We start from the raw sequence: 19,498 nt of genomic DNA, 5'->3' as shown, positions 1-19,498 counted from the left end.
TCCTCGGGTGGGAATGGGCCGGAGCGGATTCGGCGATGCGGCGCTCACGCTTGCCCGGGGCGTTCATGCGACGATGTGATAGCCCGCATCGACATACAGGGTGTTGCCGGTGATGACGCTGGACGCATCGCTGGCCAGAAAGCTGCACAGGTCACCGACATCGTCGATATTGGCCAGCCGGCGCAAGGGCGAACGGCGGGCGGCGTCGGTCAGAAACTCCTCGAAACAATTCAGTCCGGAGGCGGCCCGCGTGGCCAGCGGCCCCGGCGACACGGCATTGACCCGGATGCCAGCCGGGCCCAGGTCGCTGGCCAGATAGCGCACGCTGGCTTCCAGCGCCGCCTTGACCGGCCCCATCATGCCGTAGTGGCTGACGACCTCGTCGGCACCGACATAACTCATGGTGATCAGGCTACCGCCATTCTTCATCAGGGGCTGCGCCAGGCGGGCCATGCGGATGAAGGAATGGCAGGATACGTCCATCGCCTTGGCAAATCCCTCGGGCGAGCAATTCACGACGCGGTCATGCAGGTCCGCCGCCGGTGCGAAGGCGATCGAATGCAGCACGAAGTCCAGCCTGCCCCAGTGCGTCGTGATCAGTTCGAAGAGATGCTCCATCTGGCCAGGTTGACTGACGTCCAGCGGGCTCATGATGGTGGCCTGCACCTGATCCGCCAGGGGTTCCACATAATGGCGCGCCTTGTCGTTGAGCCAGGTCACGGCCAGTTCGGCGCCGGCCGCGTGCAATGCACGCGCACAGCCCCAGGCGATGCTGTGCTTGTCGGCGATGCCGACCACCAGGCCTTTTTTTCCTTCCAGCGAAAGCACCATCCTATTTCTCCATGATGTAGGCTCCGGGCGCATCGTCCATCCGCCCGGCTTTTGCGCCGCCCAGACGGGGCGGAGTGGTGGGCTCGCCCGAATGCTGCGCCAGCCAGGTTTGCCAGGCGGGCCACCAGGAGCCTTCGGTGACGGGAGTCTCTGCGGCCCATTGATCGGGCGGGCAGTAGGCGCCACCGGCCGGCCGGGTGCGCATCTGGAACTGGCTGCGCGGATGCCCCGGCGGGCTGACGATGCCGGCATTGTGGCCGCCGCTGACCAAGACGAAGGTGATTTCCGCAGGGCACAGATAATGCAACTTGAAGACCGAGTGCCAAGGGGCGACGTGGTCGCGGACCGTTCCCACCAGGAATACCGGGGTGTTGATGTCACTGAGCGCGACCGGCTTGCCCTCCACGGGATAGCGGCCTTCACTCAGATCGTCATCCAGGAACAGTCGGCGCAAGTATTGCGAATGCATGCGAGCCGGCATGCGGGTGGCGTCCGCATTCCATTCCATCAGGTCGCTGTTGCGGGCCGGCGTACCCATCAGGTATTGGCCGATCACGCGTGACCAGAGCAGGTCGTAGGAGCGCAGCATCTGGAAGGCGGCCGCCATCTGTGTCTGGCTGAGCGTGCCGGCCTCTTGCATCTGGGCCTCCAGCAGGCTGATCTGGCTTTCGTCGATGAACAGGCCCAGTTCACCCGGCTCGCTGAAGTCGGTCTGGGCCGCCAGCAAGGTCAGCGATGCCAGGCGCGGGTCGCCGTCGCGCGCCATCGCGGCCGCTGCAATGGCCAGCAGGCTGCCACCCAGGCAATAACCGGCGCCATGTACTTTCCGACCGGGGACGATGCGGTTGACCGTGTCGAGGGCGGCATGCAGGCCGGCGTTCAGGTAGTCGTCCATGCCCAGGTCGCGGTCTTCGGGACCGGGGTTCTTCCAGGAGACGCAGAATACCGTGTGACCGCGCTCGACCAGATAGCGGATCAGCGAGTTCGCCGGTGACAGGTCGAGGATGTAGTACTTCATGATCCAGGCCGGAATGATCAGCAGCGGCTCCGGATACACCGCCTTGCCGGCCGGGGCGTACTGGATCAATTCCATGATGTCGTTGCGCAGGACCACCTTGCCGGGCGTGATCGCCACATCCTTGCCGGGCAGGAAGCTGCGATCGGTACTGGTGGGCTGTTCCAGCAGCAGACCGACCATGTCGTTCATGCAGTTCTGCAGACCGAGCAGGAGATTGTTGCCGCGTTGTTCAGCGGTGACGCGAAGGACTTCCGGATTGGTCAGCAGGTTGTTGCCTGGAGAAAAGAGGTCCAATAATTGCCGTGCGGCGAAACTGACCACATCGGCGTGGTGCTTTTCCACACCCCAGACATCGCGCGTGGCGGCGCTCCACCACTGCTCAGTGAGCAGGAAGCCCTGGTGCCACAGGTTGTAGGGCCAGCGCTGCCAGTCCGGTGCGGCAAAGCGGCGGTCCGCGACCGGCAGATCGGAAGCCTGGGTGTGGGCACTGCCCATGTAATGCAACAGTCGGTTGCCCTGCTGCAGGGCCAGGCACAGCAACTCCAGGCGTTTGCCGGGGGAAACGGCCAGGTGCGCGGCCCAGTCGATGGCGGCCAGCAATCCCGACGCCAGTGATAGCGAGCCGCTGGAGCGGGCCAGGGCTGCGTGCACCTGCGCGTCCAGGCGCTCGGTCGGGCTCAGTGGTGAAGCTGCGTCAGTATCAGCGGCTGCGAGCGGCCCTGGCCCAGCGGGCCAGCGTTGTTCCGGGGCGTTCATGCGTTGAGGCGGGCGCGGCCGCGTTCATGCTGTTGCTGACAGGCGAGACAGCGCTTGGCGGTGGGATAGGCGAGCAGGCGTTCAACTTCGATCTCGGCGCCGCAATCCACGCACAGGCCGTAGCTGTTGTCCGTCAGCCGTGAACGGGCCTCTGTGATGTCCAGCAATTCATGCAATTCCTGATCCGACATCACCTGCTGGATGCCGAGCCGGTCAGACTGCTCGTCATCGGCGAAGTCGTCTGTGCGCATGCGCTGGCGCAGCGAGGTTTCGGCTTCATCCAGCAAGGAACGAAGCCGGATGAGCTGGGTGGTCGAGAGATGTCGCATGGGCGCTCCAAGAACTTGCCCCGAAGCCAATCGTGCCGGGGATTGCATGGGGCAACTCTGCGCCTTGCCCCGCCAGACGCTACTGATTTAGGTCAAAACGCGCGGGAGGGGCCGATGCCTTCCCCTGTTAGAACTTGACCTGCATCAGTTTTACGCCTGGTGCGGTCCGTAAAATCTTCATATAACTTCCAGACATTGTGAATGTTGCGGGTGTGCAGACACTCGCCGGCCGCCCCTGCGATCGGGACACGGCATCGATTGTGACCCCAGGAGAAATTCCATGCGCACATCCACCCGGGAACTCATCTTCTTCGAAATCGAAGAGATGGCGAGAGAACATCGGCAGATTCTGGAAGGCTTCGCCCAGTTGGCAGCAGTGCCGGAAGCAGAATTTGCAGCGTCCTACGGACGGCTGCTGGACCAGATCGAAGCCGACTTCAGGGCCGAGGAAAGCATCATGGAAAAGATCTGCTATCCGGACCTGCGCAACCATCTGCGGGACCATGCCAGCCTGCTGCGAATCTTGCACAAGGCACGGCCCTATATTGACGAGGGCGACATGTCCTTCGCCGACATGGTCAGAGGGACGATGCCGCTGATGCTGGTGCATCACATGACCGTGATGGACATGACACTGGCCGACGCGATCGCTGGCTTCGTCAAGAACGAAGTGGAACAAGGCCGGTGATGACGGATGCGCTGGCGATCATGTCGCGATGATCTGACGCAACTCTGTACTCATCAATCATCAAGCAGTACCAATTTCGGAAAGGAAATCCCATGGCTGCCCCCAATATGGATAAGTTTGCTGATCTCTGGCTGGCCTGTGCCAGCCATCAAATCGAGTCCGGTGTCGAACTCGGCGCCAGCGCGCTGGATTGCATGAGCAAGATCTATGATCTCGACACCAACTTCCTGCGCCGCGAGACAGGCAATGCGATTCTGCTGGCCAAGCAATGCGTGGAGGCAAGAACACCGGTGGAGGCCGCCTCGATGATGGCCGAGCGCTGGCGCGGTGAGATGCAGGAAAGCGCGGTCTTTGCCAAGCAGTTGGGTGAGTTGGTCGGCGATGTCACCGTCAAGCTGAATCACTCGATGCAACAGCGCATGATCGCTGTCAACAAAGAATGCGTCAGTTGCCTGCATGGCGCCGGCAATCACCGCTTGCCTGGCAATGCTGATATGGCGCATCTGTTCGACAAGAGCTTCCAGGAACTGCCGGGCATGTTCGGCAAGATGATGGAAAGCGGCAAGCAGATCACCGAGGCCTGGAGCGACGGCCTCAAGCACGTGGTACCGCAGATGCTTGCCGCAGCCAACGTGGCCAACGATCATGCCGCCAGGAAATCGGCGGGCAAGGTCGCCAAGGCCGAATCCTGATGCGGGGCGCTAACTGCGTGCTTGCCTGACGATCTCAGTGCGAAGGCAACGCCCAGTCAGGCCGCTCAGGCGTTTCCGTGTCCACCACGATGACGTAGCGGCCCGCGCCTGTCACGTCACCGACCGGCATGGTCGGCACGATGCGCATGCCGGCATTCCTGGCGGCCTGGTACTCCGCATCCAGCACTCCGTGTTCGTCCAACAGTTGATTCAGGGACGCCGGAATGCGGATGCAGCCCTTGGACTGGCGGGTCCCCAGCAGGGGTTCGAGCAGGTCGGGATCAGTCGCGTGCATCTGCAGACGCATGGTGCCGACGCCGCCCTTGCCCCATCCACGGGTGGCGTTCTGCCACCCAAGGTCGAACACGCGCATGCCGCGCACGCCATAGCCCCGAATGCCATGCGAATTCCTCGTTCCCAACGCACGGTAGTCGGGGTTGTCGACGGAGTGCCGATAGACGCCGGTCGGCGTCAGGAAGTGATCAAAACCGCCAGGGCGGCCAGTCGATACCGGTGTCGCGCCAATCAGCCGGCTTGGCTGCCCGTTATCCACCCAGTAGAGAAGCGCCGCCTGCACGGTGGCGGCGCGATCGATCACGAGGACGTATTGGGGTTCGGCAAGGCTGATTTCTTGCTCCTGTAGCATGGAGCGCGCCAATGCCAGATAGCGTAGCTGTTCACTCTCCGGCGGCTGCAATCGCGGATGAACCTCGTTGGCGAACAGACGGCTCAGTTCCGGTGCATCGATTGCGACCGCCGCACCAGCGCTGCTCTGGGCTGCGCCGGGTAGCGCCACGATTGCTACAGCAAGCGCCGTTGTCAGGCCGGCGATGGACGAATGGCGAAATGGCATGCAGTTCTTTCCGTTTATACGCTGGCGTGACGTTCGAGACGCTGCATACCCCGAAGGAGTTGAAGCAACGACCAGCCCGGGAATGATTTCAGTGCGACATCAGCAATGCGATGTCAGTATGTTCGAGCATGAATCCCGTGGTGCCTCCGCGTAGCACGTTGCGCCAGCGCGGATGCGCGGATCCGCCCATGACGACCATGTCGGCATGTCTGTTCCTGGCCAGCGCCGCCAGACGTCGACCAACGTCATCGACCCCGTTGTCACAGCACACTGTGGGGGCGATGCCCACGCTCTTCAGGTAGTCGATGGCGTTGTCGAGTGCGGCTGGACTCGCGGTCCTGGAGGGGCCGAAGGTGGCCAGGGTGACCCGTTGTGCCGGCTCCAGAAAGGGGCGCGCCTGCGTCAGTGCATGAAATGCCGCGTTGCTGCCGTCGTAGGCGATGATGACGTTCGAGCCGAATTGCGCCTGCGTGCCGACGATCAGAATCGGGCAGGAGGTATTGAGCACCACGAATTCACACAGGTCGAGATGCCCAGGCGGCGTCGCGCCATTGACACGGTGGCTCATGATCACCAGGCTGGCACCCTGAGCAGCCCGGGCCAGGGCAGTAGCTGCATTGGTATTGGACAGATGACGGCATACCGCAACAATACCGTGGCGGACCATGAGGTCGCCGAAGTGCTGCATCGCCGCGACGGCGGCGCGATAGGTATCGGTCGCCTGCCCAGGCGAGAGCGTCGGACCCAGGTGGACCAGCCCGGTGGCGCAGACGGCGGTGATCCTGCAGTTCCATTCGCGTGCCAGTTTGGCCGCGACCTCCGCCCGGCATTCGAGCGTATCTGCAAGATCGACATGGACGACGATGGTGGGTGCTGACATGGGTGGCCCCGGTTCTCGGATGGATGATGGAGATCATGTTGGCGCCATCGACGGGCTCTGTTTTGATCCATGTCAGTTCTTTGGGGACGGCGGGGAATAGGATGAAAGTACTGTCCACTTTCAGGAGATTGAGCGATGAGCATCTTCAAAAAAATCCTTGTTCCAACCGATGGATCGAAAGTGGCGGAAAAGGCCGTCGAGGCGGCCATCCAGTTCGCCAAGGAAAACGGCAGTAGCCTGGTCGGCCTGTCGGTGGCGGAGGATATCGTCCAGTGGGCGGTGATCGACGGCACGGCTATCAATTATCTTCAGGTGGAAAACGAGATCCTGGAAAACGCCAGGACAAACGTGACCAGGCTGGCCGAGCTGGCCAAGAGCGCCGGCGTTCCCTGCGAAGTCTTCACCGTGAAGGCCATCCATCCTTACGAGGAGATTCTGGCGCATGCATCGCGGCATCATTGCGACGCCATCTTCATGGCCTCGCACGGCAGGAAGGGGATGGAAAGATTCATCCTCGGAAGCCAGACCCAAAAAGTCCTTTCCGGCGCGACGATACCGGTCCTGGTATTTCGCTAGGGCGCTGGCCTGCGCAGGCCGACTGGCATGTTGAATCTTCTCAAGGGAGCAGGATGATGAAAAGCGACCATCAATTGCGGCAGGAAGTCATGGACGAACTGGCTTGGGATACGGCCTTCGACGACAATCGCATCGGCGTGGAGGTGGTGGACGGGGTCGTGACGTTGACCGGTCATCTTTCCAGTTACGCGCAAAAGTACGCCGCCGAACGCGCGGCCTTGCGGGTGGGCGGTCTGAAGGGACTGGCGGTGGAAATCGACGTCCGCCTGCCCGGCGCGAGCCAGAGACTGGACAGCGACATCGCGGCGTCGGCCAGGAATGCCCTTGAATGGAACGTCGTATTGCCGCGGGAAGGTATCCAGATCAAGGTGGAGGGTGGCTGGATCACCCTGACCGGCCAGGTCGAATTCGACTACCAGCGCGAAGCGGCCGAACAGTCGTTGAGAAACCTGTTCGGCCTGATCGGCATCAGCAACCAGCTCACGGTGCAAGCCCGGGCAGTACCTCGAGACATCAAAAGCAGTATCGAGGCAGCGTTGCAAAGACGGGCGCACGTCCAGACCAAGGCCTTGTACGTCACCGTGAATGACAGGGTGGTGACCCTCACCGGCATGGTCAGCTCTCTTGCCGAACGACAAGAGGCGCACCGGGCGGCACTGCATACACCGGGAGTGGAACGCGTCATCGACGACATCGTCGTGGTGTAGCGGAAGACCTTCCGAGAAACCAAGGGCGGAGAACAAGCAAAACTGCCCTGAGAGAAAGCAGAACAGGACGGAGACAAGAGGAGATACAACACGAAAATGAGAGTGAGAGCCGCGGCAGGTGCCGCGGCTCATTTTTTATGGTTTGCAGGGGGATGGACGTCTTTCGTGTGACTTCCGTGCTCCCGTTTTCCGCACTGCCAGTCCACCGATGCGCTCAGCAATATTGCTCGGGGGCGCCGATATTGACCTTCTTGACCACGGTGTGATGTTCGAACGACAGGTGGCCGGATGCGGTCAGCAAGGCCTTCGCACGCTGGATATCGTGTTCGTCCCCATGCACCACCAACAGGAACTCTCCGGCCTGCAGGGAGTTCTGGTAGCGCAGGACCGAGTCCTTGGGGATACCCATCGCGCTCAACGCTCCCACCAGCGCACTCGCGCCGCCCACTACCACCGCGCCCTCCAGGCCGCTGAAGAGCATCGCCGCAATCGGCCCGAGCGCCACGACCGGACCGATCACCGGGAAGGAGAACAGCGCCGACCCGAACAGAATGCCCAACAGGCCGCCCCAGAAGGCGCCCAGTCGGCCATAGATCTTGGCGCGGGTGCCGGCGTTGAGAAAGCCCACCACATGCTCCTCCAGGCGATAGTCGCGTCCGACGATGGAAATGCGGGTCATGTCGAAGCCCAGCCTTTGCAGCTCCTTGATGGCCGATTCGGCCTGGACATGGGTGCCGTAGGTCGCTACGGCGAGATCTGATTCCGTGCTCATACTGTGCCTCCCATCAGGATACGAAACGGTGTTCTTCCTGGATCACCCAGGAAGCGCAGATCAACGTGACCACTGCCACGCCCACGGTGAGGCTGGTGACATTGTGCAGGTCGGAGAAATCAAGTATCCAGGGCGAGGCCAGCAGCCATAAACCGAGGAGCAGGATGATCACCTCTTCCCAGATCGCCGGCATGAACAGGGCTGCCAACGCCGCTGCCATCAGCGCGCCACCTACCAGATAGCAGTTCAGCGACACCGCGGTATTGCTGATGTCGAAGATGAGCGTCGATGCGAGAAAGAAAGCGCCGGCCAGCAGCGTGACCCAGTCTTGCCAGTGCGGAGACTTTTCGGGGATGGATACAGGCATGATCAACTCCTAGAATGAGGGGAGCTTCAGTATCCGGTCATCGCGTGGCGCGCGACTGACGCAGGTCAAAAAAATCCCGCTGTCGACTCGCGTGGATGTCGTCATTCAGCGAGGCAAGTACGCGCTTGATGAACCCAAGGCCTGCTGCAGTGGAAGGTCGACCTTGATCATGTGCTCCAGCAGACAATGCGGCAGCATGTCCACCATATCGGCGCCAGCGGCCGCGCCGTCGTAATGCATCCGGGCCGAGATGCGCCACAGCAGTTGCAGCAACTTCTGATGCTCGGCCATGTGGGCATCCCGGGTGGCATAGCCGATCAGGACCATGTCTTCCTCCTCCTTGCGGAAGGCCAGCGTGAGCGCATCCTGAAAATGTTGGAATGCCGATCGGAAGCCCGACTCGGACGCGGTCAGCAGTGCCTCCAGGCGCCGCACCACGAATGTTTGCTCGATCAATTGCATGGGATTGAATATGAAGAGAGGTTGATGCGTGGCGGGCCCGACCTCGATTCACCACAGCCTGGTACGCCGGATAGCAAGAAGACACGAAGCTTCAGCCGTTGTGTGGCTGGGTGGTCTGCCCGTGTTGGCGCAACAGGCGGCAGCAGTCGCGCCATTTGGTCCACTGCATGTTCAGGCAATCGGCCTGCGCATCGTAGTGGATCTGCAGGCTGCCTTTGAAGGAGGTCGCCAGGGCGACGTAAAGACCGCGCACCAGGGCGGAGCCGGTGGTGGTGACGACGATCTTTTCACCCTCATGCTGGATCTCGATGAGTCTTTCCATGGGATGTGATCGCTGCTCGCGATCGGCTCTACGCCTGAGCAAGGCGCAGATCGCTTGCAGCTGTTCCTGGGTCATCGGTCCTTCGATGATGAGACGACCTGCCGGCCTCTTTTCGGCAACGCGGCGGCACGCCGGACATACGATACCCTTCGCGTAGGCAGGCGAAGGCGCCCAATGCCACTGGCCTCCATCGTTGACGGCACCGCATTGAAGGCAGATAGATGGGCCGGAATCAGGCTCGGTCAGGGGCGAGGAAAGGGCCGGAGAGGGGCGCACCGGCTGGACATCGAAGGACTTCAAAACCGCCATTGCCACCAGGGCTTTGGATTGGACACTTCCTGAAGCACGCATGTTGGTTCCTTGCTGGTCTACGCGTTGGGACAGCCGGACTGCATCAGTGAAGCGGAGGGCAACTGTGGTCCCCTGGCTTGCAGCACACCGGCACGTTCAAACTTTCGCAATACCGCGCCAGCACCCGATGGCGCCAGCGAATATGCAGCTCACACTGTGAACCTCGAGCAGTCTGAAATCCTGCGCCATATCAAAAAAAATGCAGTCGCTGCAGCTGTCCTTGCAGGCAGGCGCAGCCGATCGCCTGCATGCGCATGCATCCCTGCAACGGGGGGCAAATTCTTGACTTATGTCAGCCATGCCTGGCGGCGTTGACGTAACTTCAGATCACCCTATCAGGAGGAAGTCATGAACACGATCAAGGTGATCGAAGTGCTGGCCGAATCGGACAGCAGTTGGGAAGATGCGGCACAGGTTGCCGTGAGCGCCGTCTCTGGAAGCATTCACAATCTGCGCTCGCTGCATGTCAGCGAGCTGGAGGCGGTGGTGGAGGGCGACAAGATCGCGCTTTACCGCATCAACGCGAAAATTTCCTTCCTGGTGGATCACTGAAGAAGCTTGATGGTGGGTGAAGGGAAGGAGTCGCAAGACTCCTGGGTGTTTATCTTTCATGGAGAAAAAAGATGTCCAGCGATACCGAACTACAGCAGAAGATCATTGATGAGCTTGATTGGGAGCCGTCCGTCAACTCGCACCACATCAATGTCGCGGTCAAGGATGGCATTGCCACACTCTCCGGCTACGTGACGCGTTTTTCCGACAAGAAAGCAGCCGAACAGTCGGCCAAGCGCGTGGCCAACGTGAAGGCGGTGGTGGACGAGTTGCAGGTCAAGCTGGACGGTTCCAGCAAACGCAGCGACCTGGAAATCGCCGAGGTGGCGCTCACGGCATTGCGGGCCAATGCCACCCTGCCGCGCGACAAGGTGACCGTCACCGTCGCCGATGGCTGGGTGACGCTCGATGGCAAAGTGGACTGGCATTACCAGCATGACGCGGCCGAAAGCTCGGTGCGCAACCTCGTCGGCGTCAAGGACGTGGTGAACAAGATCGAGATCAAGCCGAGCATGCGCGTTGCGGATGTGAAATCCAAGATCTACCAGGCGCTGGTGCGCAATGCGCAGATCGATGCCAGCAAGATCGACGTGGTCATCGATCATGGCGTAGCCACCCTGAGTGGAAAGGTGAAATCCTGGGCCGAGAAGGAACAGGCTGGCGTGGCCGCATGGTCCGCCCCGGGTGTCACCATCGTCAAGAACAACATCGCGGTCTAGCCTGGTCGCAGGAGGGCGCAGGCCCTCGCTGACGGCACTTGCCGCGACCGGCAATTACAAGGAGTCATCATGAGTCGTGAAATTTCAAACCTTTCCTCGTTGAGTGACGTCGCGCGTTTCGACCCGCTCGGCAGTTTCGAAGATCTTTTCCGGGACTTTCGTCAGGCGCCGCTAGGCCGCTGGATGGAGGGCCGGCAAGCGATGAAGATGGATGTCTCGGAGAACGAGGCCGCCTATCTCGTCAAGGCGGATGTCCCCGGCATGAAGAAGGAAAACATCAAGGTCGACATCGACGGCAACAAGGTGTCCATCGTGGCCGAGGTCAGCGACAGCAAGGAAGAGAAGGACGGCGAAACCCTGATTCGCTGCGAACGCTCCTGCGAACGCATGCAGCGCGTATTTTCGCTGGCGCATGAAGTCGATGCCGCCCATGCGGTGGCCAAGTATGAGGACGGCGTGCTGGCCCTGACCCTGCCCAAGAAGAACGGCAAGGAAGCCCGCCAGCTGAAGATCGACTAGAGCCGGTCCCGCAAGAGCGGCACCGGGCGCAATGCGATGAAATCATGCCAGCAATGGCCAAGTCTTGAGGAGCAGCGAATGTGGATCGTCAAATGGTTTTTCGTCGTGATAGGCATCTTTCTCGTTTCTGGATGCGATCGTATTGACTCTGTTGTACCGAAGACGGATGAGCAGGTGGCTCCGGCAGCAGCAGGCGAGCCAGGTGCGCAGAATGCTGCGGGCACGTCGTCACAAAAATAGGTCGCGCGCCCGGTCGGGCGGCCACGCATCGCCCCGGAGCCGGAACAGAGCCGATGGGCAAATCTGAACATGAGCAGATCAAGGAGTTTCACCATGGATATCCTGAAGGTCATCGAGGTGCTGGCGGAATCGGAAACCAGCTGGGAGGATGCCGCACAGAATGCAGTGAAGAAGGTAGGCAAATCGGTCACCCACATCAAGTCGATCTATCTGAAGGAGATGTCGGCCTGTGTGGATGGCGACAAGATCGTGAAGTACCGCCTCAATGCAAAAATATCCTTCGTGGTGAACCGCGGTTCCTGATCAACGCTGGAGGAGGTGCATCATGCACAATTGTCTGGTGGTCTGTTATTCGCGCTCGGGGCATACCGCCCGGATCGGCAAGGAATTTGCAGATCTCTGTGGTGCCGACCTGGAATTCATCGACGACGTCAGCAGCCGTTCGGGCCCGCTGGGTTATCTTCGCTCGGTATACGAGAGCCTGTTCCACAAGGAGCCCAGGATCAATACGTCCGGCAAGGATCCCGGCGATTATGCGGTGGTCGTTCTCGGTACGCCGGTATGGGCCGGCAACATGGCCGCCCCGATGCGCAGTTACCTGGCCCGTCATCGCATGCGCTTTCACCGGATTGCGTTGTTCTGCACCATGGGCGGGAGGGGCGGCGACCGCACGCTGGAAGAGATGGCCGACCTTTGCGGCAAGGCACCCATGGCCAGGATCGCCATCACCGATGCCGAAATCCGGCGTGGGAGCTACCGCAGCAAGCTGCAAAGTCTGCAGAGCCGCGCTCTGGAGCTGGAAATGAGCTGATCGTAACGGCATGCAAGCGCATGCAAGGAAGAATCGGGCGCTGCCGGGATGGCCGGGAGCGCCCGATTTCCTTTCTTTGCACCCATCAATCTGCCCATGCCCTCGGCGTTGCCCTTGTCATCCCGCCTTCAGCTGCGGAAGATGTCGAAGGGCTCGATCTTCAACACTCGTCTGATGGCAAACCAGCTGGAAATGGCCGCAATGATCAACACCATGACCAAGGCCAATGCCAGGTTCCAGAACCCGATCATTGCCGCGTAGTTCGGCAGGCGCGCACGTGCCAGACTGATCGTGAGGGTGACCAGCCCGATGCCCAGGCCGAACCCGGTCATCGCCGTGACGATAGCCATACCCAGGATCATCTCCACCAGGTCGCGACCCTTGGCGCCGATGGCCTTGAGCGCGCCGAATTTCTCCAGATTCTCGGTGATGAAGCTGTAGAAGGTCTGCCCGGAAATGGACAGTCCGACCAGGAAGCTGATGACCGTCATCAGCAGGATATTGGTGCCGATGCCGGTGCGGTAGGTGTAGAAGTCGGTAATGCGCTTGTTGAATTCATCCCGCGTGAGGGCCAGATAGCCTAGTGCAGCCACGCTCTGCTGGATGCGGGCGATATCGTCCGTGTGCCTGGGCCGCACCAGGATGTAGGAGATGGTGAATCGTGTCGTGGGCAGGTATTCGGTGGCCCGGCTATAGGTGGTGTAAAGGGTGGGGACGCCATTGAGCCCATTGGAGACCACCTTGGCGATGCCGACGATGACGCCGCGGTGATCGTTCAGTTCGAAGCTGGAACCGATCTGTGGATGCTCCAGCTTGTCGTACTCGGCATCATCGACCACGAAGAAGGCATTGTCGGCATAGATGTCCTGAAGCTCGCCCTGTTCCAGCTCAGGTCGGCCGAACAGGCTGGCATCATCCAGCCCGATCACGGTCACGCCCTGGTAGGTGCCGCTAGGCAAGCGGACCTGGGCACCACCAACGAACAAGGGCAGGGCGTAGTCCACTCCCGGCATGCTGCGCAGCGCGGCCAGCAGGTAATCGGGCAGGGTTATCGAACTGGTCGGGGTATTGACAGCCGGGTCGATCACCCACATCGGTGCTGCAATATTGCTGACGGTCGAATGCGCGCGGTTCAGGATGCCGGCAAACATGGCGGTCATCTGCGTCATCAGGAACACCGCGAATGAGATGCCGATCAACAGTGCCGAGAACTTGGCGCGGTCATTGATCAGCAGCTTCAGGCCGATCAGCAGGATTCCCTTGTTCTTCAACCTCATCTCCCCGCGGGATCGCGCCGCTCGCTGGATGGCGCGCCATCCCAGCCGCCGCCGGAGGCCGCCAGCAGGGAAACCGTATCCTGGTAGCGCAGGGTGAGCGTCTGCAACCGGGCAATGGCGGCATTGTGGTACTGCATATCGAAGGTCAGCAGATCGACGTAGGAAGCCAGTCCGGCGCTATAGCTGGCCTGTTGCAGCGCCAGCGTGTCGCGGGCATCGCGCTCGGCCTCGGATTGTGCTTGCAGCACCCGCCCATCGGCTTGCAGTGCGCGCAAGGCATCGGCAACCTGGGCGAAGGCGGCCAGGACAGTCTGCCGGTATTGCGCCTGGCTCGCCTCGAAGGCGTTGACGGCGGCATCGCGCTGGGCTTGCAGGCTTCCGCCATGGAACAGCGGTGCGCTCAGGCTGGGGCCGATGCTCCAGAATGGCGCGCTGGCGCCGGCCAGCGGCGACAGGCCGCGCGCGGCCAGACCATAGGAGGCGGTGAGATCCAGACTGGGGTATTGCGCAGCGCTGGAAATGCCGATGGCGGCGCTGGCGGCATGCAACCTGGCCTCTGCCGCAAGGATGTCGGGCCGCCGCCGGACCAGGGAGGAGGGGAGGCTCACCGGGATTGCCGCCGGCAGGTGGAGGTCATCGAGTTCCACCGCCGGGACCACGACATCGGCCGGAAAGTCTCCTTGCAGTTGGGCCAGCAGGTGTTCAGCCTGGCTCAGCCGCTGCTTCAGCTGCACCAGCACAGCCTGGTTGCCCGCCAGCAGGCTGGCCTGAGCTAGCTGGTCTGCGAACGGAGCAATTCCGGCCTTGACCCTGGCCTGGATGACCAGCAACTGCTGTTGTTCCAGTGCGATGATCTGTTCGGTCAGCCGGATCTGGCTGAGGTAGCCTGCCCGAGCAATGCAGGTATTGACGACGTTGGCGGTCAGCGTCAGATAGGCGGCGTCGCGCAACTGTTGCTGCACGTCCACCAGTGCGCCCAACTGTTCAACGGTGCGCCGTCTGCCGCCGAACAGGTCCAGCGCATAGCTGATGCTGCCCTCGAGCGTGGCCACATTGAAGACACTGGCGGGCGCCAACGAACCCTGGAGCGCCGGAGCACTCCGGTTGCGCTCCAGCTTCATGGCGGTATCCAGTTGCGGGTAGAAGAGGCCATTGCCGGCGCGCAGATTGTCCTGGGCTGCCCGCAAGTTCGATACGGCCGCCTGCAGCGTGGGATTTTGCGTCAGGGCGCGGTCCACGGCGGCATTGAGTGCAGGAGAACCGAACAGTCGCCACCACTGAGCGGGGGGATCGGCGCCAATGAGCAGCAACTGGGGCTGTTCCTGATCTTGATCCCCCATCCCGGTCATGGACACCGGCTCGCGGGTGTATTGCCGCACCGGCGGCGCAGCGGGGGACACGAAGTCCGGTCCCAGCAGGCAGCCAGCCTGTGCCACCAATAGCGTCAGGGCCAACAGGGTGCGAGTGAGCCTGGTATATATCGTTTTCATTTTCAATTTTTCTGGGCGATGAATACATCCACCAGTTGCCCCGGGTAGACCTTCAAGGCCGGCTCACGCCTGAAGCGGAACAGCACCGGCAATACCCGCTGGTCGACCCGTTCCTTGCGCTGGTTCGACAATTCGATCTTGGGCGACACGTAGGGCTGGATGCGAACGAATTCCAGCGGCACGGACATCTTCGTGCCGCGAATGGCCATCCTGGCAGCGATGCGATCTGCCGTGGGTAGTCGCGAGAGCAGCATCTCATCGACGTAGCAGCGCACCGCGAGATGTTCTTGCAGCGCACCCAGGAGCAAGGGCGGCCCCATGGCTTCGCTGTAGCCGTCATAGGCGCCCTGCGGCGATACATAGCTGCCCACCGATGCATTGAGTGCCAGGACGACACCGTCGGTGGCGGCGCGTATCGTGTACTTCTGCAACAGCGCCTGGGCTGCAACATAGGTCTGCGACAGTGCCTCGGCCTGCCGCTGTTGCACCATGATGTCGTAGCGCCAGGCCCCGGCACGGACCAGTGCGAACTGACGCCTGGCCACCTCCACGCTGGCCTCGGCCTGATACACCGCGTCTGCAGCGGTATCGAGTACATCCTGGCTGATCGAGCGGGCATCCAGGTCCCGGCTGGCGCGGCGCTTGTCGAACTGGTCCCGGGCGGTCCTCAGATTGGCATCGGCCAATACCACCTGGGCGCGGGCCACCTGCAGGGCCTCGGGGCGTGGCTGCGCCTTTAGCTGGGATAGTTGCGCCTGCGCGGATTCAGCCTGCAGTCTGGCCTGCTCGGTGCTGGCCCGCTGCACGGCATCGTCCAGTACCAGCAAGGGTGCGCCCGCCTTGACTTGCTGGCCTTCTGCGACCAGCACCTGGATGATCCTGCCGGCGACCTCCGGGTAGACCGGGATGTTGGCGCCGCCAGCCTGCTCGCTTTCGATGATCCCATTGGCATAGATGGCGTCGGGGTAGGGGTTGGTGACGGGGGCGAAGGCCGGTGGCGGAGGCTTGCGTTCCAGTCCGAACAGCCAGGCCGCGCCCAGGCCCATGATCAGGCCAATGATGGCCAGAATGAAGATGGATCGGCTTTTCATCCAGGCTCCTTGTCCAGCCCGGTGACCTTGCCGTCGGCCATGTGCACGATGCAGTCCGCGAATTCATTGATGCGCGCATCGTGGGTGACGATCAGGATGCAACGTTGCGGGTTGAGCACCTTCTCCCGCAGAAAGGAGAGGATCATGCGGCCGGTGTCGCCGTCCAGTGAGGCGGTGGGTTCGTCGAGAATGAGGACTGGTGGAGCGCCAACGATGGCCCTGGCGATGGCCACACGTTGCTGTTCGCCGCCGGAGAGCTTGACCGGCAGCATGTCTCCCCGGCCTTTCAGGCCCACCACCTCCAGCAGTTCGTTGGCCGCGACCAGCGCCGGTTGCCAGGCCTGTTGCCTCAGTATCAGCGGGATGGCGACGTTCTCGGCGCTGGTCAGTCGCGGGAAGAGATGATAGTCCTGGAACACGAAACCGACGCGATGGAGACGGAAGTCGGCCAGCTGATCGTCGTCCAGGGACCAGAGATCGACCCCGTCGACCCTTACCGTCCCCTCGTTTGGCCTGAGGATGCCGGAAAGGATGCTCAGCAAGGTGGTCTTGCCGCTGCCGGAGGGCCCGACGATGAAGGAGATTTCGCCGAAGCAGGCTGTCAGGCAGGCGTGATCAATGGCCAATACCCGCGTGGCCCCCTCACCGAAATACTTGACCAGGCCATCGGCGACGATGGCTTTTCTTTTTCTTGTCAGCGCTTCGATGTCGGCCTGCATCCTCTTTCCTCCAAGGCGGGAGTGTTGTCTGGCGCGCCGCTGCAATGCCGGCACCGGTCGCGAGCCGGTGACGGGTGTCCTTGAACATCTGGTGGAATGATGCGCCGCTGCTGCCTGGCGGGCGTGACCTACGTCAAGAATTTCGCAGCGCCTTCAGGCGCTGCGCGGTGTGGCGGCCTTCCGCTCAAGCACCAGCACCTGGCCCCTCTCCGTTGCTGGTGTTTTCTCGCAGGGCTGCTCCATCTGATCCTGTTCATACTGGTCCCAGGAAACGGCGCCGCTGGCCAGTTCTTCGAGCGCGTGAAGCGCCAGGACATGCACGTGGCGCACACTGACTTCGATCAGGCCGGCTTTGCGGAAGCGGGTGATGAGACGGCTCATGCTCTCATTGGTCAGGCCGAGGAAGAGACCGATATCGGTCCGGCTCATGCGCAATGAGAAGTCGTTTGCGGAGTGACCGCAACGCGAGGAAATGCGGGACAGGTCCAACAGGAAGGAGGCAAAGCGCTGCTCCGACCTGGACTTGAGCAACAGGCTTTGCTGCTGCATCGATGTCACCTCGTTGCTCAGGCGGCGCAGGATCTGATGCTGCAGGCTGGGAATCTTCCGCGACAGGTATTCCAGACCGTGGAAGGAGACCTCGCAGATCTGGCTGTCTTCAAGTGCGATTGCATCGACGTCATAGTGGGTATGTGATGCGCTCTCCATCCCCAGCAGGTCGCCGACGTGGTGAAAGGCGATCACATCCATCCCACCGTGGGTGGAGACACGCACGGTCTTGAAACTGCCCATGCGAATGATGAAGAGCTTGGTGCATTCGTCATGCGCCCGATAGGCAAACTGGCCCCGCAGGACCCGCCGGCGCCGTCCTACCAGCTGTTCGAACTGTTCTATCTCCGGGCCGCTGAGGCCGTGCGGAAAACACTGCCGCTGCACGATGCAGCTCTTGCACGTCAAAACGGGAAACAGGCGGCTACTGCCGGTGGTGTCGGAATTGCTCATGTCGGGCTCCTGGCCCCCGTTGGGTGGCGGCTCGATGGTTTGGGGACCACTTGTGTTTCCGCCGGACAAACGCTTTCCTGATGCCCACACTTTCTGTTTTTTATGAGGGCGGGCCCATCGCAGGAGCTTTTCTTCAAGATAGTGAATGCGGAGGTTTCCACATACCGTGGCAAAGGCCACAAACTGATGTAGATCAATGATCTGGGCTCCCTTGCGAGGAAGGAGCAAAGCGACCGGCTCATCAGTGTGTCGCCCAAGGCTGTTCAGTAATAAGTGGTGAAGACCTTGTCCCACGCAAGGCGGGCTGACAGCCGGATCGAATTGCCGCTGCGGCGGTAGAAATGATAGAACCGGAAGAAGGGAGAGATTTTCATGATTGATGGATATGCAGATGGGCCGTGGACAAAATGATCGGAGAGGCGGGCGGGGAATCTTCCTTCCTGCGGTATTCTCCCGGCGATATCCCGTGGTGCTTGCGGAACAACCTGGAGAGATGTTCGCCGCTGACCAGGCCGCATCGTCGTGCGATTTTCTCGATCGGCAGGTCGGACTCCTTCAGGTAGAGGCACGCGGCCTCCAGCCGGATCCTGGTCAGAAAACTGTGGGGCGTCTGCCCGGTTTCGCGTTTGAATTCGCGCTGGAAGTTGCGCTCGCTCATGGCCACGTGATCGGCCGCATCGGTCAGGTTGATCGGCGAGGCCATATGCTCTTCCAGCCATAGCAATGACTTTTGGATGCGATCACTTCGGTGGCGTTTTTCTCCCGTCTTGAAGGCGTTGTCGCGGGAAATGGCGGGCTTGAACTGATGATGTTGCCGGACCGTCAGCGATTGCTCGATGCGGTTGGCGAAACTGCCGCCGAGATCATCTTCGATGAGGGAGAGGGCGATTTCAGCGCCGGTTCCGGAGTCTGCGGACGTAAAGACGTTTTCGTCCTGGATGATGATGTCGCTGGACTGGATATCGACGTTGGGAAATTCTCGATGCAGTTTGTCCCGCAGCGCCCAGTGGGTAGCGACCTTTCTGTGGTCCAAAAGACCGGCACCCGCCAGGACGAAGACCCCCGTGCAGAGCGCAGCGATGCGCCGGGGATCCGCGGTGGGCGTTCGTAGCCACTGCAGTAGTTGCTGGTTCCTGTACTCCGCGAAATTTCCGCGACCATCGGCGATGATGATGCTGTCAAAGGCGCTCATTGCCACGTGCTTCAACGCCAGCGTACCGATCTGGACTGAACTGGACGTCGTGATCATGCCCCCCATGACCGACAGCAATGAAAAATGGTAGCCGTTGCTCCTGGAAAACATGGAGGAGAGCATCTTGTCCGCGACGAAGAAGACCTCGGCGATTTCGGCCAGGTCCGCCAGGATGACCCCATCCGAGACGATGACCCCTACCTGTTTGATGGAGCTGCTTTCTTCACTTAATTCTTTTGATTGATAAGAATGCATTTGCGCGTTCCTCTGTTATGGGTATAG

25 protein-coding genes are annotated in these 19,498 nt (G+C 61.2%); 10 read left to right on the top strand and 15 right to left on the bottom strand.

Annotation, left to right across the window (positions count from 1 at the left end; translation table 11 throughout):
• Window positions 1-63: 63 nt before the first annotated feature.
• Genes fabI through HFRIS_RS05175 form a run of 3 tightly spaced genes read right to left on the bottom strand, consistent with a single transcriptional unit; the run spans window position 64 to window position 2,982 of the window.
• Window positions 64-831 carry an enoyl-ACP reductase FabI gene (gene fabI / locus HFRIS_RS05185; RefSeq protein ID WP_006462197.1) on the bottom strand — a complete coding sequence of 256 codons (768 nt, stop codon included), beginning with the start codon at window positions 829-831 and terminating at the stop codon, window positions 64-66.
• A gap of 1 nt (window position 832) precedes the next feature.
• A complete protein-coding gene (locus HFRIS_RS05180; protein WP_051110875.1) occupies window positions 833-2,605 on the bottom strand; it encodes an alpha/beta fold hydrolase in 1,773 nt (590 codons plus the stop codon).
• Window positions 2,602-2,982, bottom strand: a complete 381-nt coding sequence (locus tag HFRIS_RS05175; protein ID WP_244436259.1) for a TraR/DksA family transcriptional regulator — start codon at window positions 2,980-2,982, stop codon at window positions 2,602-2,604. The genes HFRIS_RS05180 and HFRIS_RS05175 overlap by 4 nt, the downstream gene beginning before the upstream one ends.
• A gap of 232 nt (window positions 2,983-3,214) precedes the next feature.
• Here HFRIS_RS05175 and HFRIS_RS05170 point away from each other — a divergent pair, with 232 nt between their 5' ends.
• Together HFRIS_RS05170 and HFRIS_RS05165 are read left to right on the top strand one after the other, a co-directional pair.
• Complete coding sequence (locus HFRIS_RS05170) at window positions 3,215-3,622, top strand: bacteriohemerythrin (protein WP_006462194.1); 408 nt, start codon at window positions 3,215-3,217, stop codon at window positions 3,620-3,622.
• A gap of 92 nt (window positions 3,623-3,714) precedes the next feature.
• Entirely contained in the window at window positions 3,715-4,314 is a 600-nt protein-coding gene (locus tag HFRIS_RS05165) for a phasin family protein (RefSeq protein WP_152486636.1), read from the top strand.
• A 34-nt stretch (window positions 4,315-4,348) separates the two neighbouring features.
• Here the strand turns inward: HFRIS_RS05165 and HFRIS_RS05160 are convergent, their stop codons facing one another.
• Together HFRIS_RS05160 and HFRIS_RS05155 are read right to left on the bottom strand one after the other, a co-directional pair.
• A complete protein-coding gene (locus HFRIS_RS05160; RefSeq protein WP_006462192.1) occupies window positions 4,349-5,167 on the bottom strand; it encodes a L,D-transpeptidase in 819 nt (272 codons plus the stop codon).
• 88 nt (window positions 5,168-5,255) lie between these two features.
• A complete protein-coding gene (locus tag HFRIS_RS05155; RefSeq protein ID WP_006462191.1) occupies window positions 5,256-6,047 on the bottom strand; it encodes a universal stress protein in 792 nt (263 codons plus the stop codon).
• Window positions 6,048-6,182: 135 nt separating this feature from the next.
• Here HFRIS_RS05155 and HFRIS_RS05150 point away from each other — a divergent pair, with 135 nt between their 5' ends.
• On the top strand, window positions 6,183-6,623 hold the full coding sequence (locus HFRIS_RS05150) for a universal stress protein (protein WP_006462190.1): 441 nt from the start codon (window positions 6,183-6,185) through the stop codon (window positions 6,621-6,623).
• 56 nt (window positions 6,624-6,679) lie between these two features.
• A complete protein-coding gene (locus tag HFRIS_RS05145) occupies window positions 6,680-7,330 on the top strand; it encodes a BON domain-containing protein (protein WP_006462189.1) in 651 nt (216 codons plus the stop codon).
• Between the two features lie 214 nt (window positions 7,331-7,544).
• On the opposite strand, the gene HFRIS_RS05140 is transcribed toward HFRIS_RS05145, so the two are convergent.
• From HFRIS_RS05140 to HFRIS_RS25925, 4 genes are all read right to left on the bottom strand, one after another.
• A complete protein-coding gene (locus HFRIS_RS05140; protein WP_006462188.1) occupies window positions 7,545-8,102 on the bottom strand; it encodes a general stress protein in 558 nt (185 codons plus the stop codon).
• A 13-nt stretch (window positions 8,103-8,115) separates the two neighbouring features.
• Window positions 8,116-8,469 (bottom strand): SPW repeat domain-containing protein, encoded by a 354-nt coding sequence (locus HFRIS_RS05135; protein ID WP_006462187.1) that lies wholly within the window; start codon window positions 8,467-8,469, stop codon window positions 8,116-8,118.
• A 105-nt stretch (window positions 8,470-8,574) separates the two neighbouring features.
• The gene (locus HFRIS_RS05130; RefSeq protein ID WP_006462186.1) at window positions 8,575-8,931 is read right to left on the bottom strand and encodes a hemerythrin domain-containing protein; all 357 of its coding nucleotides are present in this window, start codon (window positions 8,929-8,931) and stop codon (window positions 8,575-8,577) included.
• A gap of 91 nt (window positions 8,932-9,022) precedes the next feature.
• Complete coding sequence (locus HFRIS_RS25925) at window positions 9,023-9,562, bottom strand: BCAM0308 family protein (protein WP_275450447.1); 540 nt, start codon at window positions 9,560-9,562, stop codon at window positions 9,023-9,025.
• A 390-nt stretch (window positions 9,563-9,952) separates the two neighbouring features.
• Here HFRIS_RS25925 and HFRIS_RS05120 point away from each other — a divergent pair, with 390 nt between their 5' ends.
• The 6 genes from HFRIS_RS05120 (at window position 9,953) to HFRIS_RS05100 (ending at window position 12,445) form a co-directional block, all read left to right on the top strand.
• Entirely contained in the window at window positions 9,953-10,156 is a 204-nt protein-coding gene (locus HFRIS_RS05120; RefSeq protein ID WP_006462184.1) for a dodecin family protein, read from the top strand.
• A gap of 71 nt (window positions 10,157-10,227) precedes the next feature.
• Window positions 10,228-10,875 (top strand): BON domain-containing protein, encoded by a 648-nt coding sequence (locus HFRIS_RS05115; RefSeq protein WP_006462183.1) that lies wholly within the window; start codon window positions 10,228-10,230, stop codon window positions 10,873-10,875.
• A gap of 69 nt (window positions 10,876-10,944) precedes the next feature.
• The gene (locus tag HFRIS_RS05110; RefSeq protein WP_039874477.1) at window positions 10,945-11,394 is read left to right on the top strand and encodes an Hsp20/alpha crystallin family protein; all 450 of its coding nucleotides are present in this window, start codon (window positions 10,945-10,947) and stop codon (window positions 11,392-11,394) included.
• Window positions 11,395-11,472: 78 nt separating this feature from the next.
• Entirely contained in the window at window positions 11,473-11,634 is a 162-nt protein-coding gene (locus HFRIS_RS25410) for a hypothetical protein (protein WP_161625964.1), read from the top strand.
• A gap of 93 nt (window positions 11,635-11,727) precedes the next feature.
• Complete coding sequence (locus HFRIS_RS05105) at window positions 11,728-11,937, top strand: dodecin family protein (RefSeq protein ID WP_006462181.1); 210 nt, start codon at window positions 11,728-11,730, stop codon at window positions 11,935-11,937.
• Between the two features lie 22 nt (window positions 11,938-11,959).
• Window positions 11,960-12,445 (top strand): flavodoxin family protein, encoded by a 486-nt coding sequence (locus HFRIS_RS05100; RefSeq protein WP_006462180.1) that lies wholly within the window; start codon window positions 11,960-11,962, stop codon window positions 12,443-12,445.
• A gap of 128 nt (window positions 12,446-12,573) precedes the next feature.
• Here the strand turns inward: HFRIS_RS05100 and HFRIS_RS05095 are convergent, their stop codons facing one another.
• The 6 genes from HFRIS_RS05095 to HFRIS_RS05070 form a co-directional block, all read right to left on the bottom strand.
• Window positions 12,574-13,722: an ABC transporter permease gene (locus HFRIS_RS05095; RefSeq protein ID WP_039874474.1), complete on the bottom strand. Its 1,149-nt coding sequence runs from the start codon at window positions 13,720-13,722 to the stop codon at window positions 12,574-12,576.
• Window positions 13,719-15,212 (bottom strand): efflux transporter outer membrane subunit, encoded by a 1,494-nt coding sequence (locus tag HFRIS_RS05090; protein ID WP_006462178.1) that lies wholly within the window; start codon window positions 15,210-15,212, stop codon window positions 13,719-13,721. The genes HFRIS_RS05095 and HFRIS_RS05090 overlap by 4 nt, the downstream gene beginning before the upstream one ends.
• A gap of 2 nt (window positions 15,213-15,214) precedes the next feature.
• On the bottom strand, window positions 15,215-16,303 hold the full coding sequence (locus HFRIS_RS05085) for an HlyD family secretion protein (RefSeq protein ID WP_006462177.1): 1,089 nt from the start codon (window positions 16,301-16,303) through the stop codon (window positions 15,215-15,217).
• A complete protein-coding gene (locus HFRIS_RS05080) occupies window positions 16,300-17,001 on the bottom strand; it encodes an ABC transporter ATP-binding protein (RefSeq protein ID WP_420865055.1) in 702 nt (233 codons plus the stop codon). The genes HFRIS_RS05085 and HFRIS_RS05080 overlap by 4 nt, the downstream gene beginning before the upstream one ends.
• Window positions 17,002-17,175: 174 nt before the next feature.
• Entirely contained in the window at window positions 17,176-18,024 is an 849-nt protein-coding gene (locus tag HFRIS_RS05075; protein WP_006462175.1) for a helix-turn-helix domain-containing protein, read from the bottom strand.
• A gap of 370 nt (window positions 18,025-18,394) precedes the next feature.
• Window positions 18,395-19,471: a GlxA family transcriptional regulator gene (locus HFRIS_RS05070; protein ID WP_006462174.1), complete on the bottom strand. Its 1,077-nt coding sequence runs from the start codon at window positions 19,469-19,471 to the stop codon at window positions 18,395-18,397.
• Window positions 19,472-19,498 lie beyond the last annotated feature (27 nt).

Source organism: Herbaspirillum frisingense GSF30 (genome assembly GCF_000300975.2).
Classification (GTDB): Bacteria; Pseudomonadota; Gammaproteobacteria; order Burkholderiales; family Burkholderiaceae_D; genus Herbaspirillum; species Herbaspirillum frisingense.
Note: the sequence above shows the minus strand (reverse complement) of the source record. Positions and strands in the feature narration are given on the sequence as shown.

Coding starts and splice junctions, on each gene's coding strand:
- fabI (WP_006462197.1), bottom strand. CDS start 831: ATGGTGCTTTCGCTGGAAGGAAAAAAAGGCCTGGTGGTCGGCATCGCC.
- HFRIS_RS05180 (WP_051110875.1), bottom strand. CDS start 2,605: ATGAACGCCCCGGAACAACGCTGGCCCGCTGGGCCAGGGCCGCTCGCA.
- HFRIS_RS05175 (WP_244436259.1), bottom strand. CDS start 2,982: ATGCAATCCCCGGCACGATTGGCTTCGGGGCAAGTTCTTGGAGCGCCC.
- HFRIS_RS05170 (WP_006462194.1), top strand. CDS start 3,215: ATGCGCACATCCACCCGGGAACTCATCTTCTTCGAAATCGAAGAGATG.
- HFRIS_RS05165 (WP_152486636.1), top strand. CDS start 3,715: ATGGCTGCCCCCAATATGGATAAGTTTGCTGATCTCTGGCTGGCCTGT.
- HFRIS_RS05160 (WP_006462192.1), bottom strand. CDS start 5,167: ATGCCATTTCGCCATTCGTCCATCGCCGGCCTGACAACGGCGCTTGCT.
- HFRIS_RS05155 (WP_006462191.1), bottom strand. CDS start 6,047: ATGTCAGCACCCACCATCGTCGTCCATGTCGATCTTGCAGATACGCTC.
- HFRIS_RS05150 (WP_006462190.1), top strand. CDS start 6,183: ATGAGCATCTTCAAAAAAATCCTTGTTCCAACCGATGGATCGAAAGTG.
- HFRIS_RS05145 (WP_006462189.1), top strand. CDS start 6,680: ATGAAAAGCGACCATCAATTGCGGCAGGAAGTCATGGACGAACTGGCT.
- HFRIS_RS05140 (WP_006462188.1), bottom strand. CDS start 8,102: ATGAGCACGGAATCAGATCTCGCCGTAGCGACCTACGGCACCCATGTC.
- HFRIS_RS05135 (WP_006462187.1), bottom strand. CDS start 8,469: ATGCCTGTATCCATCCCCGAAAAGTCTCCGCACTGGCAAGACTGGGTC.
- HFRIS_RS05130 (WP_006462186.1), bottom strand. CDS start 8,931: ATGCAATTGATCGAGCAAACATTCGTGGTGCGGCGCCTGGAGGCACTG.
- HFRIS_RS25925 (WP_275450447.1), bottom strand. CDS start 9,562: ATGGCGGTTTTGAAGTCCTTCGATGTCCAGCCGGTGCGCCCCTCTCCG.
- HFRIS_RS05120 (WP_006462184.1), top strand. CDS start 9,953: ATGAACACGATCAAGGTGATCGAAGTGCTGGCCGAATCGGACAGCAGT.
- HFRIS_RS05115 (WP_006462183.1), top strand. CDS start 10,228: ATGTCCAGCGATACCGAACTACAGCAGAAGATCATTGATGAGCTTGAT.
- HFRIS_RS05110 (WP_039874477.1), top strand. CDS start 10,945: ATGAGTCGTGAAATTTCAAACCTTTCCTCGTTGAGTGACGTCGCGCGT.
- HFRIS_RS25410 (WP_161625964.1), top strand. CDS start 11,473: ATGTGGATCGTCAAATGGTTTTTCGTCGTGATAGGCATCTTTCTCGTT.
- HFRIS_RS05105 (WP_006462181.1), top strand. CDS start 11,728: ATGGATATCCTGAAGGTCATCGAGGTGCTGGCGGAATCGGAAACCAGC.
- HFRIS_RS05100 (WP_006462180.1), top strand. CDS start 11,960: ATGCACAATTGTCTGGTGGTCTGTTATTCGCGCTCGGGGCATACCGCC.
- HFRIS_RS05095 (WP_039874474.1), bottom strand. CDS start 13,722: ATGAGGTTGAAGAACAAGGGAATCCTGCTGATCGGCCTGAAGCTGCTG.
- HFRIS_RS05090 (WP_006462178.1), bottom strand. CDS start 15,212: ATGAAAACGATATATACCAGGCTCACTCGCACCCTGTTGGCCCTGACG.
- HFRIS_RS05085 (WP_006462177.1), bottom strand. CDS start 16,303: ATGAAAAGCCGATCCATCTTCATTCTGGCCATCATTGGCCTGATCATG.
- HFRIS_RS05075 (WP_006462175.1), bottom strand. CDS start 18,024: ATGAGCAATTCCGACACCACCGGCAGTAGCCGCCTGTTTCCCGTTTTG.
- HFRIS_RS05070 (WP_006462174.1), bottom strand. CDS start 19,471: ATGCATTCTTATCAATCAAAAGAATTAAGTGAAGAAAGCAGCTCCATC.